At 72.5% G+C, this 23,268-nt stretch carries 26 protein-coding genes and 1 tRNA gene; 19 read left to right on the top strand and 8 right to left on the bottom strand.

Annotated features, from left to right (window positions below):
* Positions 1 to 82 precede the first annotated feature (82 nt).
* The 17 genes from PS467_RS16375 (at position 83) to PS467_RS16295 (ending at position 15,725) form a co-directional block, all read left to right on the top strand.
* Positions 83 to 1,459 (top strand): beta-ketoacyl synthase N-terminal-like domain-containing protein, encoded by a 1,377-nt coding sequence (locus PS467_RS16375; RefSeq protein WP_311035915.1) that lies wholly within the window; start codon positions 83 to 85, stop codon positions 1,457 to 1,459.
* Positions 1,456 to 2,457 (top strand): thioesterase family protein, encoded by a 1,002-nt coding sequence (locus PS467_RS16370; protein ID WP_311035914.1) that lies wholly within the window; start codon positions 1,456 to 1,458, stop codon positions 2,455 to 2,457. The genes PS467_RS16375 and PS467_RS16370 overlap by 4 nt, the downstream gene beginning before the upstream one ends.
* A complete protein-coding gene (locus PS467_RS16365; protein ID WP_311035913.1) occupies positions 2,457 to 3,689 on the top strand; it encodes a beta-ketoacyl synthase N-terminal-like domain-containing protein in 1,233 nt (410 codons plus the stop codon). The genes PS467_RS16370 and PS467_RS16365 overlap by 1 nt, the downstream gene beginning before the upstream one ends.
* Entirely contained in the window at positions 3,686 to 5,758 is a 2,073-nt protein-coding gene (locus PS467_RS16360) for a hypothetical protein (protein ID WP_311035912.1), read from the top strand. Before PS467_RS16365 ends, PS467_RS16360 begins: the two co-directional genes overlap by 4 nt.
* Positions 5,759 to 5,783: 25 nt before the next feature.
* Positions 5,784 to 6,575, top strand: a complete 792-nt coding sequence (locus PS467_RS16355; protein WP_311035911.1) for an SDR family oxidoreductase — start codon at positions 5,784 to 5,786, stop codon at positions 6,573 to 6,575.
* Positions 6,572 to 6,898, top strand: coding sequence for a hypothetical protein (locus PS467_RS16350; RefSeq protein WP_311035910.1), 327 nt, complete (start codon positions 6,572 to 6,574; stop codon positions 6,896 to 6,898). Before PS467_RS16355 ends, PS467_RS16350 begins: the two co-directional genes overlap by 4 nt.
* Complete coding sequence (locus tag PS467_RS16345; protein WP_311035909.1) at positions 6,898 to 7,305, top strand: DsrE family protein; 408 nt, start codon at positions 6,898 to 6,900, stop codon at positions 7,303 to 7,305. The genes PS467_RS16350 and PS467_RS16345 overlap by 1 nt, the downstream gene beginning before the upstream one ends.
* Positions 7,306 to 7,308: 3 nt before the next feature.
* Positions 7,309 to 7,704, top strand: a complete 396-nt coding sequence (locus tag PS467_RS16340; RefSeq protein ID WP_268972254.1) for a hypothetical protein — start codon at positions 7,309 to 7,311, stop codon at positions 7,702 to 7,704.
* 50 nt (positions 7,705 to 7,754) lie between these two features.
* Positions 7,755 to 8,888 (top strand): beta-ketoacyl synthase N-terminal-like domain-containing protein, encoded by a 1,134-nt coding sequence (locus tag PS467_RS16335; RefSeq protein ID WP_311035908.1) that lies wholly within the window; start codon positions 7,755 to 7,757, stop codon positions 8,886 to 8,888.
* A 38-nt stretch (positions 8,889 to 8,926) separates the two neighbouring features.
* On the top strand, positions 8,927 to 9,961 hold the full coding sequence (locus PS467_RS16330; protein ID WP_311035907.1) for an ACP S-malonyltransferase: 1,035 nt from the start codon (positions 8,927 to 8,929) through the stop codon (positions 9,959 to 9,961).
* Positions 9,962 to 10,032: 71 nt separating this feature from the next.
* Complete coding sequence (locus PS467_RS16325) at positions 10,033 to 10,287, top strand: acyl carrier protein (protein WP_311035906.1); 255 nt, start codon at positions 10,033 to 10,035, stop codon at positions 10,285 to 10,287.
* Position 10,288: 1 nt separating this feature from the next.
* Positions 10,289 to 10,699 (top strand): ApeI family dehydratase, encoded by a 411-nt coding sequence (locus tag PS467_RS16320; RefSeq protein ID WP_311035905.1) that lies wholly within the window; start codon positions 10,289 to 10,291, stop codon positions 10,697 to 10,699.
* Positions 10,696 to 11,262 carry a 3-hydroxyacyl-ACP dehydratase FabZ family protein gene (locus PS467_RS16315; protein WP_311035904.1) on the top strand — a complete coding sequence of 189 codons (567 nt, stop codon included), beginning with the start codon at positions 10,696 to 10,698 and terminating at the stop codon, positions 11,260 to 11,262. The genes PS467_RS16320 and PS467_RS16315 overlap by 4 nt, the downstream gene beginning before the upstream one ends.
* 30 nt (positions 11,263 to 11,292) lie before the next feature.
* Positions 11,293 to 12,084, top strand: coding sequence for a 3-oxoacyl-ACP reductase FabG (fabG, locus tag PS467_RS16310; RefSeq protein ID WP_311035903.1), 792 nt, complete (start codon positions 11,293 to 11,295; stop codon positions 12,082 to 12,084).
* Between the two features lie 23 nt (positions 12,085 to 12,107).
* Positions 12,108 to 12,851, top strand: coding sequence for a DsbA family protein (locus PS467_RS16305; RefSeq protein WP_311035902.1), 744 nt, complete (start codon positions 12,108 to 12,110; stop codon positions 12,849 to 12,851).
* Positions 12,852 to 12,985: 134 nt separating this feature from the next.
* Positions 12,986 to 13,915 (top strand): alpha/beta hydrolase, encoded by a 930-nt coding sequence (locus PS467_RS16300; RefSeq protein WP_311035901.1) that lies wholly within the window; start codon positions 12,986 to 12,988, stop codon positions 13,913 to 13,915.
* Positions 13,916 to 13,970: 55 nt separating this feature from the next.
* Positions 13,971 to 15,725 (top strand): acetyl/propionyl/methylcrotonyl-CoA carboxylase subunit alpha, encoded by a 1,755-nt coding sequence (locus PS467_RS16295; RefSeq protein WP_311035900.1) that lies wholly within the window; start codon positions 13,971 to 13,973, stop codon positions 15,723 to 15,725.
* A 67-nt stretch (positions 15,726 to 15,792) separates the two neighbouring features.
* Here PS467_RS16295 and PS467_RS16290 read toward each other — a convergent pair whose 3' ends face one another.
* Positions 15,793 to 16,704 (bottom strand): alpha/beta hydrolase, encoded by a 912-nt coding sequence (locus PS467_RS16290; protein WP_311035899.1) that lies wholly within the window; start codon positions 16,702 to 16,704, stop codon positions 15,793 to 15,795.
* Between the two features lie 277 nt (positions 16,705 to 16,981).
* On the opposite strand from PS467_RS16290, the gene PS467_RS16285 reads away from it, so the two are divergent.
* Together PS467_RS16285 and PS467_RS16280 are read left to right on the top strand one after the other, a co-directional pair.
* The gene (locus PS467_RS16285; protein WP_311035898.1) at positions 16,982 to 17,899 is read left to right on the top strand and encodes a 4'-phosphopantetheinyl transferase superfamily protein; all 918 of its coding nucleotides are present in this window, start codon (positions 16,982 to 16,984) and stop codon (positions 17,897 to 17,899) included.
* Positions 17,900 to 18,019: 120 nt separating this feature from the next.
* Positions 18,020 to 18,244, top strand: coding sequence for a DUF2277 domain-containing protein (locus tag PS467_RS16280; RefSeq protein ID WP_311035897.1), 225 nt, complete (start codon positions 18,020 to 18,022; stop codon positions 18,242 to 18,244).
* Here the strand turns inward: PS467_RS16280 and PS467_RS16275 are convergent.
* The 7 genes from PS467_RS16275 to ehuB form a co-directional block, all read right to left on the bottom strand.
* A complete protein-coding gene (locus tag PS467_RS16275) occupies positions 18,232 to 18,816 on the bottom strand; it encodes a Uma2 family endonuclease (protein WP_311035896.1) in 585 nt (194 codons plus the stop codon). The genes PS467_RS16280 and PS467_RS16275 overlap by 13 nt on opposite strands.
* A 158-nt stretch (positions 18,817 to 18,974) precedes the next feature.
* Positions 18,975 to 19,051: transfer RNA gene (locus tag PS467_RS16270), tRNA-Lys, on the bottom strand.
* Positions 19,052 to 19,148: 97 nt separating this feature from the next.
* The gene (locus PS467_RS16265) at positions 19,149 to 19,910 is read right to left on the bottom strand and encodes an IclR family transcriptional regulator (protein ID WP_311035895.1); all 762 of its coding nucleotides are present in this window, start codon (positions 19,908 to 19,910) and stop codon (positions 19,149 to 19,151) included.
* Between the two features lie 214 nt (positions 19,911 to 20,124).
* A complete protein-coding gene (ehuA, locus tag PS467_RS16260; RefSeq protein ID WP_311039878.1) occupies positions 20,125 to 20,895 on the bottom strand; it encodes an ectoine/hydroxyectoine ABC transporter ATP-binding protein EhuA in 771 nt (256 codons plus the stop codon).
* Positions 20,896 to 20,917: 22 nt separating this feature from the next.
* The gene (gene ehuD / locus PS467_RS16255) at positions 20,918 to 21,568 is read right to left on the bottom strand and encodes an ectoine/hydroxyectoine ABC transporter permease subunit EhuD (RefSeq protein WP_311035894.1); all 651 of its coding nucleotides are present in this window, start codon (positions 21,566 to 21,568) and stop codon (positions 20,918 to 20,920) included.
* Entirely contained in the window at positions 21,565 to 22,317 is a 753-nt protein-coding gene (gene ehuC, locus PS467_RS16250; protein ID WP_311035893.1) for an ectoine/hydroxyectoine ABC transporter permease subunit EhuC, read from the bottom strand. Before ehuC ends, ehuD begins: the two co-directional genes overlap by 4 nt.
* Positions 22,314 to 23,237, bottom strand: a complete 924-nt coding sequence (ehuB, locus tag PS467_RS16245; protein ID WP_311035892.1) for an ectoine/hydroxyectoine ABC transporter substrate-binding protein EhuB — start codon at positions 23,235 to 23,237, stop codon at positions 22,314 to 22,316. The genes ehuC and ehuB overlap by 4 nt, the downstream gene beginning before the upstream one ends.
* Positions 23,238 to 23,268 lie beyond the last annotated feature (31 nt).

The following is a 23,268-nucleotide window of genomic DNA, read 5'->3' as shown; positions in this document are numbered from 1 at the left end:
ACGGATGGCGCATGGCCCCGGCGAACGTGGAGAGGGCCGACGGATGGCGCATGGCCCCGGCGAACGTGGAGAGGGCCGACCGATGGCGCATGGCCCCGGCGACATCGTCGTCACCGGCGTGGGCCTGGCCCTCCCCGGCGCCGAGACCCCCGCCGCGCTGCTGCGCCGCACCGCCGACCCCGCCACCGGGCCCGCCCCGGAACCGTTCGACCCCGCCGCCCGGATCGGCCGCCGGGGCCACCGCTACAAGGACCGGGCGACCCGGCTGGCGCTGTGCGCCGCGCTCGACGCGCTGCGCAACGCCGGACTGATCCCCCCCGACGGCGAAGAGGTGACGGTGCCCGGCGACACCGTCGGCGTGGTCGCCAGCTCCAACCTGGGCAACCTCGACACCGCCTGTCTCACCGCCGCCGCCATCGCCGAGCGCTCGGCCATGGACCTCAGCCCCATGAGCCTGCCCAACGCCTCCAGCAACGTGATCGCCTCCTGGGTGGCCATCCGCCACGGGCTGCGCGGCCCCAACCTGATGCTGTGCAACGGGGCGACCTCCGGCCTGGACGCCGTCCACTGGGGCGCCACCCTGGTCACGGCGGGCCGGGTCCGGCGCGCGGTGGTGATCGGCGTGGAGACGCACAACGCCGTCGTCGAGGACCTGCTCGGCCGGCCCGCCGACGAACTGCTGGACGGCGCGGCCGCCCTCGTCGTCGAGGGCGCCCGGTGGGCCGAGGCCCGCGGGGCCCGCGCCGCCGCCGCCCTCGGCCCGTACGAACGACGGGCGGGACTCACCGGCTGTATCGCGGCCCTGCTGCCCGGCGGCGCCGCCCCCGGCGCCTGGTTCACCCCCGAGCGCTACACCGAGGAACCCGCCGAGGGACCCGCCGAGGGACCCGCCGAGCCCGCACCGGTGCCACGGAGCGTGCCGCGCTACGACGTCACCCGCGCGGTGGGCCGGGCCTCCGGGGCCCTCGGCGTACTCCAGTGCGCGGCAGCCGTCGGCTGGCTGGCCCAGGCGGGGGATGGGATGGGAGGGGTGTCCGGGCCGGGAGCGGTGGCCGCGCCGGGAGCCGGGACTGGCACGCGAGCCGGGGGCGGTCCAGGGACCGGGGACGGTGCCGCGTCCGGGGTCGGGGACGGTGTCGAGGGCCGGGCTGGGATCGGTGCCGCGTCCGGGGCCGGGGGCCGGGCCGCGTCCGCGTCCGGCGCCGGGAACCGAGCCGCCTTCGGCGCGGGGTCCCGAGCCGCGCCGGACCCGGTGGCCGCGTCAGCGCCCGCGTGGGTGGCGGCTTCCGACCCGGCGTCCGGGTCAGCGCCCGCGCCCGCGTCCCGCCAGGCGCTGATCACCAGCGGTGACGACACCGCGGACGCCGTGGCCGGACTGCTGCTGCGCCCCACGCCCGCCCGGTGCCACCGGCCCCCCGCCGCACGTGCCCCCCTTTCAGCCATGGAGTGTTCCCGATGACCGCCGCCGCCCCGCCGATGTCGACCAAAGCCCTGCTGACGGACGCCACCACCGTCCGGCTGCGCCCGCGCTACGAGGGCTCGAACATCTGCACCTGGATCGGCTTCAAACACGTCAACTACCTCGTCGAGGAAGCCGTGCTGGTGCACTTCGCGGACTCCGGGGTGCCCGCCCGCCGGCTGTACGAGGAGCACGGCCTCGGGCTGGACATCGTCTCCCTGGAGACCCGCATCCTGCACGCCTTCCACATGGACGACGTGGCCGAGGCCGAGGTGGTGCCGGACACCGCCGACGGCGACTCCACCCTCGGCTTCCGGGTGACCCTCCGCGTCGACCGCGACGGCTCGGTGCTGAAGGCCGTCACCGCCAAGGTACGGGTCTCGCTGCGCGCCGACACGTATCTGCCGGAGCCCGGCGGGCCCCCCGCCGAATTGGCCCCCTTCGTGGTGGACCGGCTGGGGACCGAGGCACGCGCGGCCGAGGCCGCGGCGCTCCGGGTGCCGCTGCCGGACGGCGGCCGCGGTGATGAACGGGCCGTCCTGGCCGCGCTGACCGAGGGCCGCAACGCCTACGCCTGGAAGTGGACCATCCCGTACCCGTACTGCCACTTCACCGAGCGGCTCCAGATGTCCGGCTATCTACGCCTGATGGAGGAGGCCAAGGACCGCTTCGTCCTCGACCGCGGCATCTCCATCAAGACCCTGTTGGACGACCGCAGGTGGATACCGGTCGTCCCGCAGTCCTCGATACGCGTCGTCGACGAGGCGCTGATGGAGGAGGACCTCTACACCGTCTACACGGTCGAGGAGATCTTCAAGGACCTCACCTACACCGCGCGGATGGACTGTTACGTCATCCGCGACGGCGCGCTCGCGCTCACCGCCACCGGCCGGATCACCCACGGCTACGCGGAGATCGAGAACCGCCGCGACTGGCGGCTGGTCCCCTTCGACCGGCGGGTGCTGGACGCGCTCGGCGGGAAGCCGAGCGGCACCTGATGGACGACGTACTGGTCACCGGCCTCGGCGCACTGTCCCCGCTGGGTACGGGCGTCGACGCCTTCTGGCGGGGGATGCACGCGGCGGACACCGCGCCGCTGCGGGTCCCCGATCCGCTCGCGCACATGGACCATCCGCTGATGTACCTGGTGCCGGAGGCCGATATCCCGGACGGGCCCGAGGAGCAGGACGGGCTGCCGCTGGGGCGCGGCTCGCGGTTCGCGCTCGCGGCGGCGCGCGAGGCGGTCGCCGACGCGGGGCTCGCCGGACCGCCGGGGCCGGACGCCACGGGCATTACGGGCGCCGGTGCGGCCGGGGTCGATCCGCGCCGGGTGGCCGTCGCCCTCAGCAGCGGGATGGGCGACACCGATCTGCACGAGGGCTGGTGGACCGGCAAGGCCCCCGCGTCCGACCGCTGGGCACCCGCCTTCCCGGTGGCCTCGGTGGTCGGCGGCTGGTTCGGCGCACAGGGCGTCAACACCTGCGTCAGCAACGCGTGTGCCGCCAGCGGCTACGCCCTCTCGGTGGCCGCCGACCTGATCCGCTCCGGCGAGGCCGACGTGGTCATCGCGGGCGGCGCCGAGGCGTACTCCCGGGTCGCGCTCGGCTGCTTCAACCGACTGGGCGCCATCGACCCCGAGCGCTGCCGCCCCTTCTCCGCCGAGCGGCGCGGCACCGTCTTCGGGGAGGGCGCCGCCGTACTCGTCCTGGAATCCGCCGCGCACGCCCGCGCGCGCGGCGCGCGCACCGTCTACGGCCGTCTGGCGGGCGCCGGCTGGAGCTGCGACGCCCACCACGCGACCGCCCCCGAGCCCTCCGGCGCGCAGATCGAGCGCGCGATGCGCGAGGCGCTGCGCGAGGCGGGAGCCGAGTCCGGGACCGGCCCCGGCGGGCTGGGGTTCGTGATGCCGCACGGCACCGGCACCGAGCTGAACGACGTGGTGGAGAGCCAGGTGCTGGGCGCCGTGGCTCCCGGGACGCCTCTCTACAGCGTCAAGGCGCTCATCGGGCACACCGGCGGCGCGGCGGGCGCGTTCGCGGCGCTGGCCGCCATGTTGGTGCTGCACCACAAGACGCTGCCGCCGAACGTGCCCGTCGGCGAGCAGGACCCCGAGTGCGCGGTGGAGCTGCCGTACGGCTCCGCGCCCATGACCGCGGGGTACGGGCTGGTCAACGCCTACGCCTTCGGCGGCAACAACATCTCGCTCGTCTTCGGGGAGGCCGCCGCGTGAGCGACTGCGTGAGCGACGATCCGGCCGTCGGCCTGGTGGTGACGGGTGTCGGCACCGTGAGCGCGGACGGCTTCGACTTCCGTACGGCGCTCGGCCGGCGCGGCTACAAGTACCTGCCCGCCGCCTCCCAGTACTTCCTCGCCGCCGCCAAGCGCGCGCTGGCGCAGGCGGGCCCGGACGCCCTGGAAGCGGTCGGGCCGGAGGAGCGGGGCGCGGCGGTGGGCACCAACAGCGCGGCCGTCGCCCTCCACCACACGATGGACCGTACGGTCACCGCCACCAGTGCCGGTGATCTGTCCCCGGCCACCGCGCCCTACTTCTCCATCAACCTCTTCGGCAGCCGGCTGGCCACCGAACACGACCTCAAGGGCTTCAACCTCACCTTCACCAGCCCCCGGGTCGCGGGCCTGGAAGCGCTCCAGACCGGCCAGCGCGCCCTCCTCACCGGCCGCGCCCGGCGGCTGCTGGCCGGGGCCACCGAGGAGGCGCTGCCCGAGGGCGAGCCGGGCGCCGGGGACTCGGAGGCCGGAGCCGTCGCTCTGGTGCTGGAGCCCGAGACGGCCGCCCGGAGCCGGGGAGCGGCGGTGCTGGGCCGGGTGGGCGTCCGCTCGTTCTTCCTGCCGCCCCGGGTGGCCGCCTCCGCCGAGGGGGCCGGGCAGGCCGCGGCGCTGCTGCGGTACGCACTGGACGCCCTCGGCCACCGGCCGGACCGGCCCCTGACCGTCACCGCCGTCCTCGACGGCTCCCCGGTCGGCGAGGCCGTGGCAGCGGCGCTCAACGATCAGGCCCTGGGCGGGCAGGCCCTGGGCGGGCAGGCCCTGGGCGGGCAACCGGCGGCCGGGAAGCCCGAGCGGATCCCGGCGGGCGCGGGCGCCCTGGAGCCGGTGGCGAGAGTAGCCGCCGCCCTCACCGCACCGGCCGGCCACACCCACGCCGTCGTCACCGCGGCGGCCGAGGGAAATACCGCCGTGTGCCTGATCACCCCGACCGGAACAGGCACCACCCCGGCCGTGGCCGCCGTTCCGGCAGACGAGGCCGATGCCACTCGGGGCGCGGCAAGCGCCACCCGGGGCGCGGCGGGTGCTACCGCAGGTGGCGCCGATGCTGCCCCCGGCGGGGCGGGCGTCTCCCCTGGCGGGGCTGACGCTGCCCTCGGCGGGGCCGATGCCACTCCGGGCGGGGTGGGTGCCACCGCAGGCGACGCCGATGCTGCCCCCGGCGGGGTGGGCGTTTCCCCCGGCGGGGCTGACGCTGCCCCCAGCGCGGCGGGCGCCACCCTGGGCGGGGCAAGCGCCGCCCCCGGCGGGGCGGGCGTCTCCCCGGGCGGGGCGGGCGTCTCCCCGGGCGGGGCGGGCGTCTCCCCGGGCGGGGCTGACGCTGCCCTCGGCGGCGCCGATGCCACTCCTGGCGGGGCGGGTACCACCGCAGGCGGTGCCGATGCTGCCCCCAGCGGGGTGGGCGTTTCCCCCGGCGAGGCTGACGCTGCCCCCAGCGCGGCGGGCGCCACCCTGGGCTTGGCCGAGACCGCCCCCGGCGGGGTGGGCGTCTCCCTGGGCGGGGCCGGGACCGCCCCCGGCGGGGCGGGTGCCACCGCGGCCGGGGCCGGGACCGCCCCCGGCGGGGCGGGTGCCACCGCGGCCGGGGCCGACACCGTGCCCGGCGGGACGGGTGCCACCCCGGGCGGGGCAAGCGCCGCCCTGGGCGTCACCGACACCGCCACGCCCGGGGCGGGTGCCACCCCGGGCGTGCCGGTCGTCACCGCGACCGGGGCCAATGCCACTCCGGGCGTGGTGGGTGCCACCGCGACCGGGGCCAATGCCACCCCGGGCGTGGCGGGTGCCACCGCGACCGGGGCCAATGCCACCCCGAGCGCGGCGGGTGCCACCGCAGCCGGGGCCGACACCGCCCCCGGCGGGACTGCCACTCCGGGCGGGACGGGTGCCACCCCCGGCGGGGCAAGCGCCACCCCGGGCAGGGCCGACGCCACCCCGGCCGGGGCCGACGCCACCGCATGCGTCGCCGGCGGCAGCCTCCGTGGGGGCGGCGGGGCGGGAGCGGGTAGCCGATGAGCCGACCACGGAGGGCGAGCGACCGATGATCACCTCACTCGAAGGTTCCTGGTGCCTGGTCCTGGGCGCGTCCAGCGGTATGGGCCTGGCCGTCGCCCATGAACTGGCCCGCGAGGGCGTCCACATCCTGGGGGTCCACTTCGACACCACCGACGGCCAGGAGAAAGCCGCCGTCGCCCGGGAGGAGATGCGTGGCCACGGCGTCGAGGCCCACTTCTTCAACGCCAACGCCGCCTCCGCCCGCACCCGCGAGGAGCTGCTGCCCCGGTTCGAGGAGCTGACCAGCGGCACGGGCATCCGGATCGTGGTGCACTCCCTCGCCTTCGGCACCCTGCTGCCGTACGTCGGCGCGGACGGCGAGGACAGCGTGACCGCCCGCCAGATGAACATGACGCTCGACGTGATGGCGCACTCCCTCGTCTACTGGACCCAGGACCTGTTCACCGCGGGGCTGCTGCGCGAGGGCGCCAAGGTGTACGCGATGACCAGCGCCGGGGGCGCCCGGGTGATGCCCAACTACGGCGCCGTCTCCGCCGCCAAGGCCGCCCTGGAGTCCCATGTGCGCCAGCTCGCCCTGGAGCTCGCCCCCTCCGGCATCGCCGTCAACGCGCTGCGCGCCGGGGTGACCCCGACGCCGTCCATGGAGCGCATCCCCGGCAGCGACCGGCTCGCCGCCCATGCCAGGGACCTCAACCCGCACCACCGGCTGACCCGGCCCGAGGACGTCGCCGAGGCGGTGTCCCTGCTCTCGCGCACCGACTCCTCCTGGATCACCGGCAATGTGATCGGCGTGGACGGCGGTGAGCTGCTGACATGACGGCCCATCTGCTGATCGAGACGGGCGGGCCGCAGACCGGACCCGCCTGCGAGCGGTTCCTCGGCGACGCCGCGCGGCTGGTCAGGGACGGCCACCAGGTGGTGCTGTGCCTGGTCGAGAACGGCGTGACCGCCGCCGTGCCCGGCAACTCGCCGGGCATCGAGACCTTTCTGGGCGACGGCGGCGAGCTGTGGGTGGACTCCTTCTCCGCCGCCCAGCGCGCCCTCCCCGCCGCCGATCTGACGCCCCGGGCACGGCTGGTGGAGATGGCCGACGTGGCCGCCAAGCTGCTGGAACCGCGGGTCAGGCCGGTGTGGCACTGATGGCCAGGCCCGTTCCCCGTACCGATGTGCTGCTCAACCTCTTCGGCGCACCCCATCAGACCGACCTGGTCACCTCGGCGCTGCGGCTGGCGACCGCGCTGCTCGACCAGGGCGCCCGGGTGCAGATCTGGACCTGCGGCGACGCCACCCGGCTGACCGGCGCGGCCCTCGGCGACACCAAACCCCGCGACTACACCGACCTGGGACGCGAGCACCCCTCCACCGCCCGCGTGGTGCGCGAGCTGATCGCCGACCACCCCGACCGGCTGTACTGGTACGTGTGCCGCTTCTGCGCCGAGGAGCGGGGCGCCGCCGACCAGATCCCGCAGGTCCGCACGCGGGCGCCGTTCGTCTTCGCCGAGCATGTGAACGCGGCGGACAAGGCCCTGCTGATGGGGGTGTGCTGACCCATGGGCGACCAGGCGCGCTGGCTGGTGATCGTGGAGAAGGCGTACCGGGGCTCGGTCGAGACCCAGTACGCGGACGCCCTGTACCCGGTGGCCGATCTGCACCGGCAGAGCGGCGGCTGCGATCTGGCGCTGCGCGGCCCCGCCGCCGGCTACGCCCTCGACAGCGGCTTCCGGCCCTCGCTGCGCCTGGGCACCCGCACCCTGGACACCCTGCCCGACCCGTCCGCCTCCGTGGCGAAGCTGCTGGCCGCCGGGGTGACCGTGCTGGTCGAGGAGGACGGCCTGGCCGCGTACGGCCGCACCGCGCCCGAACGGCTGCTGCCCGGCGTCCGCGTCATCGAGGGCGACGGCCTCGCGGCGCTGTGGCCCGCCTACGAACAGGTGTGGTTCCTGTGATCCGCCCCTCCCACGGCCCCCGGGCCTCAACCGAAGGAGTACCCGAACCCATGGTCAACGCCGCCGTCGGGGCCGCCCCGGTCATCTCGGCCTGGACCGCCGTATCGCCCCTGGGCCTGCGCGGGGCCGACTTCACCGCGGCCCTGGGGTCCGGCCGCCCGGCCGGCCGGCCGCTGGACCCCGAGGAGTGGTCGGTGCCGTTCCGCGAGGCCGGCCTGGTGCCCGACTTCCACATCCGGCAGATCCTCGGCCGCAAGGGCACCCGCTCCATGGACCGGGCCACCGGGCTGGCCGTCACCGCGATCCGCCACCTGCTGACCGGGGAGCGGGAGCGGGAGCAGGACGAGGCCGAGCGGCTGCCGGGGGTGGACGAACGGGCCGGTCTCGCGCTGGGCACCAGCACCGGATCCGCCCAGAGCATCATGGACTTCACCCGGGACTCGCTGGTGGGGGAGAAGCCCTTCTACGTGGACCCGGCCCGGTTCCCCAACACCGTGATGAACTGCGCGGCCGGCCAGTCCGCCATCTGGCACGGGCTCAAGGGCCCCAACACCACCATCGCGGGCGGCCGCGCCACCGGACTGCTCGCCCTCCAGTACGCGCTGCGGCTCCAGCGGGCCGGACGGGCGGACGCCGTGCTGTGCGGGGCGGTCGAGGAGTTCTCCTCCGCCCGCGCCTGGCTGGAGTGGCACGCCCGCGCGGACGGGGACAGCGCCGACAGCGCCGCCGTACTCGGGGAGGGCGCGGCCGTATGGCTGCTGGAGCCCGACGCCTCGGCGCGCGAGCACGGCCGGGCCGGGCTCGCCGAGGTCGCGGGCTTGGAGTTCGGCTGCGCCGCGGACGCGGCGGCCGCCCGTACGGTGCTCGCCAAGGTGATCGGCCGGCTGCTGGACCGCACCGGGGTGGCCCCCGGCGAGCTGAGCGTCATCGCCGACTCCGGCGCCCCCGGCGCCGAGGGGGACGCCGAGCGCGCCGCCCTCACCGACGTCTTCGGCGAGCAGGAGCCGCCGCGGATCACGGCCGCCGACATCATCGGGGACACCTGCGCCGCCGCGGCGGCGTTCCAGATCGCCACCGTCCTGGCGCTCGCCGAGCGCCAGGACATCGCCTCTGGCGGAACCGCCCTGGTCACCACCGTGGACCGGGACGGCGTGGTCGGCGCGGCCCTGCTGCGGATCCGGTGACGGGCCGGCCGGCCCATGAGCTGAAGGAGCTGGTTGAGATGACGAACAGAGACATGGCGAATACGGCGGACAGAGACACAACGGACGCGGGGGCGGCGGGCGGACCGGCCGGGGACCAGACGCCCCGTACCGCGCTGGTCTTCCCCGGGCAGGGCGCCCAGAAGGCCGGTATGGGCCAGGCGTGGCAGGACACCGCGTCGTGGGCGGTGGTGGCCGAGATCTCCGAGCACACCGGGATCGACGTCGAGGAACTCCTGCTGAAAGCCGACGACGAGACGCTGCGCCGCACCGATCTCGCCCAGATCGCCGTCTTCACCACCGAGGTCATGGCCCACCGCGAGGCGCGGGCCGCCGGGCTGCTGGGCGAGGTGGTGGCCTGTGCCGGACACAGCCTGGGCGAGTACACCGCGCTGTACGCCGCCGGGGCCGCGTCGCTCGCCGACACCGCCCGCCTCGTCGCCGCCCGCGGCCGGGCCATGCGCGCGTGCGCCGAGCGGTCGCCCGGCACCATGGCCGCCGTGGTGCGGCTCGACCCCGAGACGGTGGCGACGCTGGTCGCCCAGGTTCAGGGGGATGGCGGCCAGGAGGAGGGCGGCCAGGTCTGGATCGCCAACGTCAACGCACCCGGCGCCATCGTGGTCTCGGGCACTGCGGAGGCCGTGGACCGGCTCGCCGAACGGGCCGTCGAGAGTGAGGGCAAGGTCATCCGGCTCGCCGTCGGCGGCGCCTTCCACAGCCCGCTGATGGCCGCGGCCGCCGATGAGCTGCGCGAGGCCCTGGCCGCCGTGCAGTTCGCCCCCGAGCACACCCCGGTCGTCGCCAACACGGACGCCCGCCCGTACGCGACCGGCGAGCACTGGCGGGACCTCGAACTGAACCAGCTCACCAGCCCGGTGCGCTGGGAGGAGTGCGTACGGACGCTCGCCGGCGAACTGGGCTGCGCCCGGTTCGTGGAGCTGGGCCCCGGACGCCAGCTGACCGGCATGATCCGCCGGATCGTGGACGGCGCGCGGACCGTCCCGGTCGAGTCGGCCGCCGCCCTCGCCAAGCTGACCACCCCCGAACCCCGCTGAACCACCCCAACCCCGCTGAGCCCCACCCCCCCTGAGCCCCAACCCCCCCTGAGAGCGGAAGGAGACCCCGCATGGCCGACGCCACCACCGCCCTGGACATGGACGAGCTGCGCACCTTCGTCGCGGATGTGCTCGATGTGGACGAGGAGGACGTCACCGATGACGCCGACTTCGTCAAGACGCTCGGCGTGGACTCCCTGATGGCCCTCGAGGTGATGGTCGTCCTGGAGAAGAAGTACTCGGTGAAGCTGGAGGAGCGGGAGATGAAGGACATCACCACGCTCCGGAAGGTCCACGACCTGCTCGCCTCGAAGCTGGAGAAATGAGATGACGGTGACCGCGTGCGGGCCGGTCGACGGCACCGTGCAGGTCGTGGACCCCGGAGTGCCCGGTGAGCGGCCCGCCCGGTGCGTCACCGTGATCGGCGCCTCGGAGAAGGTGTTCGCCGGGCACTTCCCCGGGTTCCCCATCTTCCCCGGGGTGTGTGTCGTCGAGTACGTCCAGCGCGGCGCCCTCGCCACGCTGCCGGAGCGGGAACCGGGCGGGACTTGGGTCCTCGCGACCGTCGAGTCCGCCCGCTTCCTCAGCCCGGTCTACCCCGGAGACGAGCTGACCAGCGAATACGTCTGGTCACGCAAGGACGGGGCGGTGCGCTGCCGGGCCTCGGCGGCCACCGGGCGCGGGACCGCCGCGCAGATAAGGCTGCGCTTCGAGGACCGGAGGACGGACGCCGGATGATCACCGTCGACCAGATCAGGCGGATGCTGCCGCATCGCTACCCCATGCTGCTGGTGGACCGGGTCACCGAACTGGTGCCGGGCGAGCGGGCGCGCGGCCTGAAGGCGGTCACCTGCAACGAGCCCTGGTACGAGGGACTGCCGGACACCGCGTCCGCGGAGGACTACCACTACCCGTGGACGGTGCTCATCGAGTCCTGGTGCCATGTGGCCGGGGTGCTGGTCACCTGGGACCGGCCCAACCCCGATGTGCGCACGGGCGAGGCGATGCTGCTCGGCGGCATCACCGATGCCGAGTTCCACCGCCCGGTGATCCCCGGCGATGTGGTGGAGCACCATGTGCGGCTGGCCCGCCGGGTCGGCGAGACCTTCGTCTTCGAGGGCGAGAGCCTGGTCGGGGACGAGACCGCCCTCACCATCGGCCGGCTGACGATGACCATGCGTCCGGCCTCCGACCTGACCGGCACACCCGCGACCGATCCGCCGGCGACCGACCCGCCCGCGGCCGATCGCCCTGCGACCGACCCGTCCGCGGCCGATCCCCCTGTGACCGCACCCCGCTGACCGATACCCACGGGAGAAGGACCTCACCGTATGTCCGACCGAATATCCGACGACGACACGGGCCGCACATCCGGTGACAGGGAGCGGGCGGCGCCGCGCGTCGCGCTGGTCTCCGGCGGTTCCCGCGGCATAGGCCGGGCCACCGTGCTGCGGCTGGCCCGGGACGGTTTCGACGTGGCGTTCTGCCATCGCGCCGGCCCTGACGCCGCCCGCGCGCTGGAGGAGGAGGCGGCGCGGCTCGGCGGCGGGCGGGTGATCGGCCACCAGGCGGATGTGCGCGACGCGGGCGCGGTGCGCGAACTCGTCGCCTTCACCGAGGAGTCGCTCGGCCCGGTCGAGGTCGCGGTCACCTCCGCCGGGATCACCCGGGACAATCCGCTGCTGCTGATGAAGGACGAGGAGTGGCGGAGCGTCCTGGAGGTCAACCTGGACGGCACTTACCATCTGTGCCGTTCCGTGGTGTTCGGAATGATGAAACGCAAGTCCGGATGCGTCATCAACATCTCGTCGGTCGCCGGGGTCCACGGCAATGCGACCCAGACCAATTACGCCGCGTCCAAAGCGGGGATCATCGGCTTCACCAAGTCGCTCGCCAAGGAGGTCGGGCGGTACGGCATCCGGGCCAATGTGGTGGCGCCCGGCTTCGTGGAGACCGATATGACGGCGGAGCTGTCCGACCGGGCCCGGAAGGCGGCGGAGGAGAGCATCCCGCTCCGCCGGTTCGGCCGTCCGGAGGAGGTCGCCGACATGGTCGCGTACCTGGTCGGCGCGGAGTACGTGACCGGCGCGGTGTTCCAGGTCGACGGCGGCATCGTCATCTGAGGGAAGCGAGGGGGGTACCGGACGTGGCAGCCAAGCGCAGCAAAGTACCGCGCTTCTATTTCAATTTCCGCAGCCCGTACAGCTGGATCGCCTACCGTGACCTGATGGACCGCTATCCGGATGTCGCACAGGCGGTGGAATGGCACCCGTGGTGGGAGCCGGACGCGGACGGTGAGCGCCGTATGGCCGAACACCGCCGTCACTTTCCGTACGCGGCGATGTCCCGGGAGAAACATCTCTATATTCTCCAGGACGTGCGCCGGCTGACGGCCGAACGAGGGCTCTCGGTCAGCTGGCCGGTGGATCTCGACCCGGTCTGGGAGGTGCCGCATCTGCCGTACTTCCTCGCGCTGGACGCGGGGCTCGGCCCCGCCTACATCGAGCGCGTCTACCGTGCGCGCTGGCTGGAGGGCCGCGACATCTGCGACCGTACGACCATCGCGGCCATCGCCGAAGAGCTCGGGCTGCCGGCCGACCGGGCGGCCGCGGCGGCCGAAGACGAGGAGCTGCGCGCTGGGCGAGGGCTCCAGGCGCTGCTCACGCTCAGCGAGGCCGGCGCGTTCGGCGTGCCGTTCTTCACCCACGGCTATGACAAGTTCTGGGGCGTGGACCGGCTCCCGGCCTTCGTCGACTCGATACGCTCCGGCTCACGGCCAGGCGCGGGCTCCGGCGCACGCTCCCGGGACACGCCCCCTGCCGAGCCGTCGGACACGGACTTCGCCGCGGCCCGCTCGGCCGATCCGGGCCATGCCGGAGGCTGTGGCTGACTCTTCGTCCGCCCGCTCGTTCACACGTTGTCGCCCGTCCACCCGCCCGTCCCTCCGCCCCTCCACTCACCCGTCCTGACCGGGACGAGACCGCCCTGACCGCCGATGGACACTCCCCCTCCTGGAGGACGCGAATGCCCGAGCCACGCCAGACGTCGGCGCGGCCTCCCTCCTTGGGAGCCCGCGTCCTCTCGGTCGCGGCCCTGCCGATCGCCCCGCTGTACGGGGCCTCGCTGGCGTATCTGGCCTTCCATCCGCGGCGCCGGGAGCAGCGGGAGCACCCGCGGGACCACGGGCTGCCCTGCACGGAGCTGAAGGTCGCCTTCGCGGCGCGCAAGTACCTCGACACCTGGCTGTGCCCGGGGTCCCCGGAGAAGGTGGTGGTGCTCGGGCACAGCATGGCGACGGCGAAGGACCACAGCCTGCGCCATGCGAAGTTCCTGCACGACGCCGGGTACACCGTCTGCCTGTTCGACCATCGCAACCACGGGGCGAGCAGCAACGACCGGGCGCTGTTCGGGCTCAGCGACCGGTTCGCCGACGACGTCACCGCCGTGGTGTCCCATCTGCGCGAACGGCGGGGGTACGGCTCGGCGCGGATAGCCTTCTACGGCTTCTCGTTCTCGTGCTTCTCGTCCATGTGGGCGCTGACGCACGACGGGTTCGACCTGGACGCACTGGTGTGCGACAGCGGGCCGGGGCACGATGTCCCGCCGCTGCTGCGCAAGTTCCTGGAGGCGGAGGCGCTGCCGCTGCCCGCCCCGCTGAAGGGCGAGCCGGCCCGTTCGGTGGTGACGCACGCGCTGTGCGCGGTGGGACCGGCCATGCTCCGGGCCGAGTGGCCGCCGCCCGCGACGGGCAAGTTCGCCAAGATCCCCCTGTTGTTCATGTCCGGTGAGCACGATGCGATCGTGCCGCCCTCCTCGGTGGACGCGCTGGCCGAGCGCTATGCCCAGGCCGAGACGCACGTCCTGCCGGGCGCCGAGCATCTGCTCGGGCTGGAGACCGATCCTGAAGGCTACGCGAGCGTGGTGCTGGACTTCCTCGAGCGGGCCCTGGGGTAGCAACCTTGACCGTCCTCAGCCGGGACGGAACCTTTCAGAAGAGGGAAGAGAGAGCATGCAAAAGGTGCTCATCGCCAATCGCGGCGAGATCGCTGTCCGTGTTGCCCGTGCCTGCCGGGATGCCGGGATCGCGAGCGTTGCCGTCTACGCCGATCCGGACCGGGACGCATGTCATGTGCGCGCGGCCGACGAAGCCTACGCGCTGGGCGGTGACACCCCGGCGGCCAGCTATCTCGACCAGGCCAAGGTCCTGGCCGCGGCCGCCGAGTCCGGCGCCGACGCCGTCCACCCCGGCTATGGATTCCTCTCCGAGAACGCCGACTTCGCCCAGGCCGTCCTCGACGCCGGCCTGACCTGGATCGGCCCCCCGCCCCAGGCCATCCGCCACCTGGGCGACAAGGTCGCCGCCCGCCACATCGCCCAGCGCGCCGGCGCCCCCCTGGTCGCCGGCACCCCCGACCCGGTCAGCGGCGCCGACGAGGTCGTGGCCTTCGCCGAGCAGCACGGCCTGCCCATCGCCATCAAGGCCGCCTTCGGCGGCGGCGGACGCGGCCTGAAGGTCGCCCGCACCATGGAAGAAGTCCCCGAACTCTACGACTCCGCCGTCCGCGAGGCCGTCGCCGCCTTCGGCCGCGGCGAGTGCTTCGTCGAGCGCTACCTGGACAAGCCCCGCCACGTGGAGACCCAGTGCCTGGCCGACACCCACGGCAACGTGGTCGTGGTCTCCACCCGTGACTGCTCCCTCCAGCGCCGCCACCAAAAGCTCGTCGAGGAAGCCCCGGCCCCCTTCCTGACCGAGGACCAGAACGCCCAGCTGCGCCAGGCGTCGAAGGCCATCCTCAAGGAAGCCGGCTACGTGGGCGCCGGGACGGTGGAGTTCCTGGTCGGCAATGACGGCACGATCTCCTTCCTGGAGGTCAACACCCGGCTTCAGGTGGAGCATCCGGTCACCGAGGAGGTCACCGGGATCGACCTGGTGCGGGAGATGTTCCGCATCGCCGACGGCGAGGCCATCGGCTACGACGACCCGCCGATGCGGGGCCACTCGTTCGAGTTCCGGATCAACGGTGAGGACCCGGGCCGCAACTTCCTGCCCGCCCCCGGCACCGTGACCTCCTTCGTGCCGCCGGCCGGGCCGGGGGTGCGGCTGGACGCGGGGGTGGAGTCGGGCAGTGTGATCGGTCCGGCGTGGGACTCGCTGCTGGCCAAGCTGATCGTCACCGGTGCCACCCGTGCGCAGGCGCTTCAGCGGGCGGCTCGGGCGCTGGCGGAGTTCCAGGTCGAGGGCATGGCCACCGCCATTCCGTTCCACCGGGCGGTGGTGAAGGACCCGGCGTTCACCAGCGAGCCGTTCACGGTCCACACCCGCTGGATCGAGACCGAGTTCCACAACACGATCGCCCCGTTCACCCCGACCGGGACCGACGAGGCGGAGGAGCCCACCGCCCGCGAGACCGTCGTGGTCGAGGTCGGCGGCAAACGCCTGGAGATCTCCCTCCCGGCGGTCCTCGGTCTGGCGGTGTCGCCGGGGGAGACCGCGGGGGCCAAGAAGCCGAAGCGCAAGGCGGCCAAGAAGTCGGGCTCCGCCGCCTCCGGTGACGCCCTGGCCTCCCCGATGCAGGGCACCATCGTCAAGGTCGCCGTCGCGGAGGGCGACACCGTGGCCGAGGGCGACCTCATCGTGGTCCTGGAGGCCATGAAGATGGAACAGCCCCTCAACGCCCACCGCGCGGGCATCGTCAAGAACCTGAACGCGAACGTCGGCGCCTCGGTCAGCGCGGGCGCGGTGATCTGCGAGCTCAAGGACTGAGCCACCCGGCCGCACCCGTCCGAACGCACCACGGCGGCGGGCCCCCGGCCGGGGGCCCGCCGCCGGGTCAGTCCTTCAGGGTCCGCTCCAGGAAGCCCAGGACGGTGTCCGTGTAGACATCCGGCTGGGTCTTGATCCCCTGGAGGTGCTCGGTGTCCGGCAGGGTGTGCACCTCGGCCAGCGGATAGCGCTCGGCCAGTGCCCGTACCCCGGCGGCGGGGATCATGGTGTCGCGCTCACCGGCCAGGAAGAGCATCGGGGTGCGCTCGTACGCACCCCCGGCCGGCGGCGGCCACTGCACCCGCAGCATCGCCACCGCCGCCGACGAGGCGACCGTCTCCACGACCGGGCGGGAGGGGCCGGTGCCCAGCGGGCCGGGGATGGGCACCCCACCGGCCGCGACGAAGTTGCGGAACAGCGGGGCAAGCTCCAGCGCCGGGCCGCTGTCGCAGACCACCGCGTCGACCGGGCAGTCCTCCCTCCCCAGCATGTAGAAGGAGGGGAAGGTCGAGATGGAGAAGCCGTAGATGGCGATGCGCGCCGTGGCGTACTCGTCCATCGACCGCATATGCCGCACCACGGCGACCACATCGTCGGTGTGCCGGTCGCTCATGCCCCAGCCCGCCCGGTCCGTGACGCTCTTACCGTGGTTGCGGTGGTCGAACAGGGCGACCGTATAGCCCGCCTGGCTGAGCAGCCGAGCCTGCGCCAGACTCGCGGACTTGCTCAGCCCCAGCCCGTGTCCGAGGACCACGACCCGCCCGGTGTCGCCGGGGATGAGCCAGACGTGCAGTCCGCGGCCCCGCTGCCCGTCCAGCGGAACATTGACATCGGTGCTGGTCAGCCCCATGTCGGCGGGCTTCTTGTGATGCGGTCTGCGGGGCGGGTGGTAGATCATGTACGAGAGGAAGGCGCCGTACAGCGGCGCCACCGGGAGGGTCGCCGCCGAGGCCGCCTTCGCCAGGAATCCCGTCGCCATGGTCGCAAAACCCCCATCACCGATCGTGCCCGAACGTGCGCGATCGTAATGCGAAGGGGCAAGCGGCCGCGTCGGCCCGGAGCCGAACGTGTCCTAAGTCACCGGGTGTCCGCGATCGGCAACGCCGCGTCGTGGAAAGGGTGTTGGGGGCGCGCGAACCGGTCGTGACGGCACGCCGCGACGGCGGGGCGCGCACGGCGCGCCGGGCGCGCCGCTGTACCGTCGGTACATCCACAGCGAGCGCATCATCGGCCGATAGCACGGGGGAAGCGGAACAGTGTCGTTCACCAGCCCGGTTCAGCCCGCACGGGAGCCCGGACCGGAATCCGGACGCGAGCCCGGACCGGAATCCGGACGGAAGCCCGGACCGGAATCCGGACGCGAGCCCGGTCAGGAGCCCGCACGCGAGCCCGGAGAATGGGCTCCGGCCCACGCCCTGCCCCGCCCCGAGGACCGCCCCGGCCCCGGCGAGGTGGCCGTATGGCTGCTGCGCATCCCGCCGTCCGCCGCCGCCGCTGCCACCGCCGTCGCGGAGGGCATGCTGGACGAGCGGGAGCGCGAGCGCGCGGCCCGGCTGCGGTCGGAGGTGGCGCGGGAGCGCTATGTGACCTCGCACGTGGGGCTGCGGACGCTGCTCGGCGGCTATCTCGGCACAGACCCGGCCGAGGTCGAGTTCACCCGGGAGACCTGCGGAATGCCGGACTGCGACAAACCGCATGGCCGCCCGGCCCTGGCGGGCGAGGACACGCTGCACTTCTCCCTCTCCCACTCCGGGGACGCCGCCCTGTGCGCCGTCGCCGGGGTGCCCGTCGGCGCGGACATCGAGGAGCGGGACCCCAGGCGCGCCGGGGCCCGGCTGGCGGGTCTGATCGATCAGCTGCACCCCGGGGAGCGGGCGGCGATCGGCGCGCTTCCGGAGGCGCTGCGGGAGGAGGCGTTCCTCGGCTGCTGGGTCCGTAAGGAGGCGTATCTGAAGGGCATCGGCACCGGGCTGCCGGGCGGGCTCGCCGCCCACCACGTCGGCCTCGCGGACGGCCTGGCCCCCGCCGACGCACCGCCCGGCCCCAGCGGCTGGGCCTTCGCCGACCTCGACGCACCGTCCGGCTACTACGCGGCGGTCGCCGTACGGGACGAGTCCGCGCCCGGTGACCCGGCGCGACCGGCGGTGACCCTGGCGGGTCTGCGGCTGGGCTGAGCGCACGGGTTTCGCCGGCCCGAGAGGCTGAGCCCGAGTGGCTGGGCCCCAGCGGTGGTGCCGATGTCCGCGGGCCGGAGGCCATGGGCGGTGTCGGTCCCCCGGCGTACCGTCGGCGGTATGTGCAGATCCATCAAGACACTCCGCCCGCCGTACACCGAGTCGGTCACCGAGGACGACACGCGGGCCGCGGCGCTGCAATACGTCCGCAAGGTCTCCGGCTTCCGCCGCCCGGCCGCGCACAACGCGGAGGCGTTCGACAAGGCCGTCGACGCGATCGCCGCCGCCACGGACGAGCTGCTGGACGCACTGGAGGTGCGGGGCGGGGCGCGTCAGCGCACGTAGTTCTTCAGGGTGTCCGTGTCGAGGGTGATGCCCACCGGCTCGGGAAGCACCACCTGCTCCCCGAAGGGCGCCCGGTGGATGTCGAGGTAGCAGCTGCTCTTGGGATCGGGGTTGGTGTGCACGATGACCGCGCAGGCGTCGCGGTCCACGAGGAGGTAGACCGGGATGCCCACGGCCGCGTAGGCGGCGGGCTTTTCGATGCGGTCGCGGCGGCCGGTGTCTCCGTCGTGCGAGGTGACCTCGACGGTCATCAGGACGCCCTCGGGGTCCGACCACTCACCATGGCCCGAGAAGTGCCCATCAGGCGCCAGCACGCCGTCCGGGCGTACGCGTCCTTTCCGGTATGCCTCCGCTTTCAGGCCGCGCTCGCTCGCGTAGAGCCAGAGATCGGGACGGTGCTGCATGCATCGCTTCTGCAGCCACCTGATGATCTCGTCGTGATCTCCGTCCGGCACGTACTTCTCCTCGATCCGCCCGTTGATGAACTCCAACGTGACGGTTTCGGGCACCGTGGAGGCGATCTCCTCGAACTCCTCCACCAGCATGTGCGTGCGCTCGGTCATAACCGTCATGTTGCACCCCTTTCCTGGATGAAGCCAGTGTTCCGGGCACCGACGCGACGGGGGCACGTTCTGTGGTCTGATCACTCCATGGTGTGAAGATCCTGGCGGTGGAGCGCACAACGCATCTGGGGCTTCTCGGAAGACCGAGAAGCCCCAGATGACTGCCATGGTGCGCCGCCAGGGACTCGAACCCCGGACCCGCTGATTAAGAGTCAGCTGCTCTAACCAACTGAGCTAGCGGCGCCTGCTGACACAAGAAATACTACCTGGTCCGAGAGGGTGGTTTTGACCATCGCTCTCCGGGGCAGGGCCGGGGCCCCTCCGGTCGGCCGGGGCGGGGCTCAGATGGAGAGGGAGAGCAGCATCGGGGCCGCCTCCCGGTTGAGGGTGTCGGCGGCCTGGCGCAGCCGGTGGGCGTGGGCCAGGGGGAGCGAGAGGGCCAGCGAGCCCACCGAGCGGCCGGCGCTGATCGGGACCGCCGCGCAGACCGTGCCGACCGCGTATTCCTGGAGGTCGAGGACGGGGACGGTGGCGGGCTGGCTGTCCAGCTTGCGGAACAGCACCTTCTCGTTGGTGGTGGTCCGGGAGGTGAGCCGCACCGTCTTGTGGCGGGAGAGGTGATCGCGGCGGCTGTCGTGGTCGAGCTGGGTGAGCAGGCATTTGCCGAGCGCCATCGCATGGGCGGCGGAGCGGAAGTCCACCCATTCGTGGACCTTGGGCGTCCGGGGTCCGTCAGCGTACTGGGTGATCCTGATCTCGCCGTCCACATAGCGGCTGAGATAGACCGCCGCGCCCACCGAGTCGCGCAGGGCGAAGAGCGACTGCTGGAGCTTGTCCTGGACGGCGTGGCCGCGGCCGGCGCCTGCGGAGCCCAGCAGGGTCAGCGACCTGCCGCCGACATAGGCGCCGTCGGCGATCTGTTCCACATAGCCTTCGCGGCGCAGCATCCGCAGCAGATCGGCGAGCTGGTGGGCCGGCAGCCGGGTCTCCCGGGCGATCGTGGTGTCGCTGACGCCGGACGAGCGTTTGGCGACGACCTCCAGGATCCGGAGGGCATGCTGCACCGAGTGGAACGGCGTGGTCGGCTCGGGTCTGAGCGCCACGGTTTCCCCCTCGCAGGTTGGCCTGGCTTTGTATCACGATAACCGCCAAGCGCCGTGCCGGGGCCGGGTGTTGCGGATATTGCCGAGGCGCCGCGACCCCGTTCAACAGGGGCGTATTTGCCTGGCATATGACGTGAGCACGCCCCCGCGAGGGGCTCGCGGGGGCGTGCCGGCCGGCACCCGGCAGGGGCCGGGTGATCCCGAGAACCGCGATCTAGAGAACGGCGCTCAGGAACTCCCTCGTCCGCTCGTGCTCCGGCTCGGTGAAGATCTTCTCCGGCGGTCCGGACTCGATCACCCGGCCCGCGTCGAACATCAGCACGTCGTCGGAGATGTCCCGGGCGAAGTTCATCTCATGGGTGACGCAGAGCATGGTGATGTCCGTCGTGTGAGCGATGTCACGCAGCACATCCAGCACCCCGGCCACCAGCTCCGGGTCCAGCGCCGAGGTCACCTCGTCCAGCAGCATCACCTGCGGCCGCATCGCCAGCGCGCGGGCGATCGCCACCCGCTGCTGCTGTCCGCCGGACAGCTGCGTCGGGTACGCGTCGCATTTGTCGCCGAGCCCGACCAGGTCGAGCAACTCCCGGGCGCGGGTCTCGGCCTCGTCCTTGTTCAGGCCCAGTACGTGCACCGGGGCCTCGGTGATGTTCCGCAGCACCCGCATATTGGGGAACAGGTTGAACTGCTGGAAGACCATTCCGATCTTCTTGCGCACCTCACGGGTGTGCTTCTCGCCCGCCGGGACCAGCGCGCCGCCCTTGTCCTCGTGGGTGAGGTAGTCGCCGTCGACCTTGATCGTGCCCTCGTCCGGCTTGATCAGCGTCATCAGCAGCCGCAGGATCGTGGTCTTGCCCGATCCCGAGGGGCCGATCAGGGTGACGTGCTTGCCGGAGGACACCGAGAAGTCGAGGTTGTCCAGGACCGTATTGCTGCCGAAGCGCTTGGTCACCTGGTCGAAGCGGATCAGTTCACTGCCGTCCACGGCAGGATTCGTGTGGTCGGTTTCAGTGGCCAAGACGACGCTCCAGGGCTCGCATCAGAAGGGAAGCCGGATAGGCGATGACGATGAAGGCGATGCCGACCATCGTGTAGGGCTCGATGTACTGGAAGGACGACGCGCCCTCCGCGCGCGCCTTCTGCAGCATGTCGACGACGCCGATCAGCGCGAGCATCGGGGAGTCCTTCAGCATCGCGATGACGTAGTTGCCCAGAGCGGGCACCACTCGGCGGATCGCCTGCGGCAGGATCACCGCGGTCCAGGTACGGCGGCGGGAGAGGCTGAGCGCGGTCGCCGCCTCCCACTGCCCCTTGGGCACACCGTCGATACCGGCCCGGTAGACCTCGGCGGTGTACGTCGAGTAGTGCAGACCGAGCGCGATCACACCGGTGGTGAGCGCCGAGAACTTGATGTCCCAGGTCGGCAGCACGTAGTAGAAGAAGAACAGCTGCACCAGCAGCGGAGTGTTGCGGATGAACTCCACGACCGCCGCCACCGGCCAGCGGACGAAGCGGGTCGGCGAGCGGAAGGCCATCGCCCACACCAGGCCGAGCGCGAACGCCAGGACCGAGCCCAGCGCGGTCGCCTCCAGGGTGATCAGCAGCCCCTTGCCCAGTTCGGGGAGGAAGTCCTTGGCCACGTCCCAGTTCCAGTTCACTGGGCACCTCCCGCCGTGATGGTGTTGGACGACTGCTCGGTCTCCTGGCGGGCGGACAGCTTCCGGGTGAGCAGCGGGCCCTTGCCGGACGTCACCGGAGCCTGGCCGATGCCCGCCTTGGCGCGCCGCTCCAGCAGCCGCATCAGCCGGGTGAGGACGAAGGCCAGCACGAAGTAGAGGACCAGGATGATCGCGTAGATCTGCAGGCTGTCACCGGTCGCCAGCCGGGAGAGCTGGGCGGCGAAGGTGATGTCGGCGACGCTCACCGCGGAGACCAGGGCGGTCGCCTTCAACAGCTCGATCAGGAGGTTGTTGAAGGGCGGAATCATCTCCGGTATCGCCTGCGGCAGGATCACCCGGCGCATCCGCTGCGCGGGGGTGAAACTCAGCGCGATGGCCGCCTCACGCTGTGCCGGGGCCACCGCGGCGATCGCGCCCCGCACGATCTCCGAACCGTACGCCCCGTAGGTGAGGCCCAGGGCGAGCACCGCCGCCCACATCGGCACCAGCTGGTAGTGGAAGGCCAGCGGCATCACGAAGAACAGCCAGAACATCAGCACCAGGGCCGAGGTGCCGCGGAAGACCTCCACGTAGAAGCCCGTCAGGAAGCGGACGATCCACAGCCGGGAGGTGCGGGCCATCCCGATGCCGAACGCGACGACGGCCGCGAAGACCGCGCTGTACAGGGTCAGCTGAATGGTGATCCAGACACCGGGAAGGAGCCAGTTCGTCCACAGTCCGGCCGTCATGAGCACAGCTCCTCGGCGGTCAGATCGGTCATCTCTTCCTTGGTGAAACCGAAGGGCCGCACGATGCGCAGCAGCTCGCCGCTCTTCTTCATCTTGTGCAGCTCGACATTGAAGGCGTCCCGGAGCTTGGTCTCCTCCGGGCGGAAGGCGAAGCCGCCGGCGCCGATGTCCGGTTTGCCGTCGACCATCGGCTGGAACGGCTCGGTGGCCTCGGCCAGCCGGCTGTTCCGCTGCTTCACCACGTTGTGGACGGTCACGGTCGTGCCCGCGAAGACATCGGCCCGGCCCTGCTCCACCGCCAGCAGCCCGGCCAGCTGGTCCGGGAGGATCAGCATGTCGCTCTGCTTGATCCCGGCGTCCTCCGCGTAGCCGATCTCGGCATACGCGGTGCCGGTGGCCATCTTGGCCTTCTTCTTCACGATGTCCTGGTAGTTGTGGAGGTTCTTCGGATTCCCCTTGCGCACGATGAACGCGTCACGCATGCGGTAGTCGGGGTCCGAGAAGATCACCTGAGCACAGCGCTCGGGGTTGATGTACATCCCCGCCGAGACCACGTCGAACTGCTGCGAGCGAAGGCCCGGAATGAGCGAGCCGAACTCGGTCGGCACCGGCTGGACCTTGGGCACGCCCAGCCGCTTGAAGATGACCTTCGCGATCTCCGGCGCCTCACCGGTGAAGTCGCCGTTCTTGTCGATGTAGCCGAATGGGATCTCCCCCGCAATTCCCAGTCGGACCGTGCCCTGCGACCGCAGGCGCTCCAGCAGGTTGCCCCCGTCCTTGACGTCGGAGCCGGTCACCCGGCTACAGCCGACCGCGCCCAGCAGACCCAGAGCCGCTCCGCCGGCGAGAAGCGAGCGACGACTTGGTCCCATTTTTGTTATTTCTCTGCTATCGGTGTATTTCCCACGTGGTGGAGCCATGGGCGCGCGGCTACCCGACTTCATGAAAGAT

Origin of the sequence: Streptomyces luomodiensis, assembly GCF_031679605.1 — a bacterium.
Taxonomy (GTDB): Bacteria; Actinomycetota; Actinomycetes; order Streptomycetales; family Streptomycetaceae; genus Streptomyces; species Streptomyces luomodiensis.
Note: the sequence above shows the minus strand (reverse complement) of the source record. Positions and strands in the feature narration are given on the sequence as shown.

Bases quoted from the DNA above. Each gene is read 5' to 3' on its own strand.
- PS467_RS16375 (WP_311035915.1), top strand. From the start codon at position 83: ATGGCGCATGGCCCCGGCGACATCGTCGTCACCGGCGTGGGCCTGGCC.
- PS467_RS16370 (WP_311035914.1), top strand. From the start codon at position 1,456: ATGACCGCCGCCGCCCCGCCGATGTCGACCAAAGCCCTGCTGACGGAC.
- PS467_RS16365 (WP_311035913.1), top strand. From the start codon at position 2,457: ATGGACGACGTACTGGTCACCGGCCTCGGCGCACTGTCCCCGCTGGGT.
- PS467_RS16355 (WP_311035911.1), top strand. From the start codon at position 5,784: ATGATCACCTCACTCGAAGGTTCCTGGTGCCTGGTCCTGGGCGCGTCC.
- PS467_RS16350 (WP_311035910.1), top strand. From the start codon at position 6,572: ATGACGGCCCATCTGCTGATCGAGACGGGCGGGCCGCAGACCGGACCC.
- PS467_RS16345 (WP_311035909.1), top strand. From the start codon at position 6,898: ATGGCCAGGCCCGTTCCCCGTACCGATGTGCTGCTCAACCTCTTCGGC.
- PS467_RS16340 (WP_268972254.1), top strand. From the start codon at position 7,309: ATGGGCGACCAGGCGCGCTGGCTGGTGATCGTGGAGAAGGCGTACCGG.
- PS467_RS16335 (WP_311035908.1), top strand. From the start codon at position 7,755: ATGGTCAACGCCGCCGTCGGGGCCGCCCCGGTCATCTCGGCCTGGACC.
- PS467_RS16330 (WP_311035907.1), top strand. From the start codon at position 8,927: ATGACGAACAGAGACATGGCGAATACGGCGGACAGAGACACAACGGAC.
- PS467_RS16325 (WP_311035906.1), top strand. From the start codon at position 10,033: ATGGCCGACGCCACCACCGCCCTGGACATGGACGAGCTGCGCACCTTC.
- PS467_RS16320 (WP_311035905.1), top strand. From the start codon at position 10,289: ATGACGGTGACCGCGTGCGGGCCGGTCGACGGCACCGTGCAGGTCGTG.
- PS467_RS16315 (WP_311035904.1), top strand. From the start codon at position 10,696: ATGATCACCGTCGACCAGATCAGGCGGATGCTGCCGCATCGCTACCCC.
- fabG (WP_311035903.1), top strand. From the start codon at position 11,293: ATGTCCGACCGAATATCCGACGACGACACGGGCCGCACATCCGGTGAC.
- PS467_RS16300 (WP_311035901.1), top strand. From the start codon at position 12,986: ATGCCCGAGCCACGCCAGACGTCGGCGCGGCCTCCCTCCTTGGGAGCC.
- PS467_RS16295 (WP_311035900.1), top strand. From the start codon at position 13,971: ATGCAAAAGGTGCTCATCGCCAATCGCGGCGAGATCGCTGTCCGTGTT.
- PS467_RS16290 (WP_311035899.1), bottom strand. From the start codon at position 16,704: ATGGCGACGGGATTCCTGGCGAAGGCGGCCTCGGCGGCGACCCTCCCG.
- PS467_RS16280 (WP_311035897.1), top strand. From the start codon at position 18,020: ATGTGCAGATCCATCAAGACACTCCGCCCGCCGTACACCGAGTCGGTC.
- PS467_RS16275 (WP_311035896.1), bottom strand. From the start codon at position 18,816: ATGACGGTTATGACCGAGCGCACGCACATGCTGGTGGAGGAGTTCGAG.
- ehuC (WP_311035893.1), bottom strand. From the start codon at position 22,317: ATGACGGCCGGACTGTGGACGAACTGGCTCCTTCCCGGTGTCTGGATC.
- ehuB (WP_311035892.1), bottom strand. From the start codon at position 23,237: ATGGCTCCACCACGTGGGAAATACACCGATAGCAGAGAAATAACAAAA.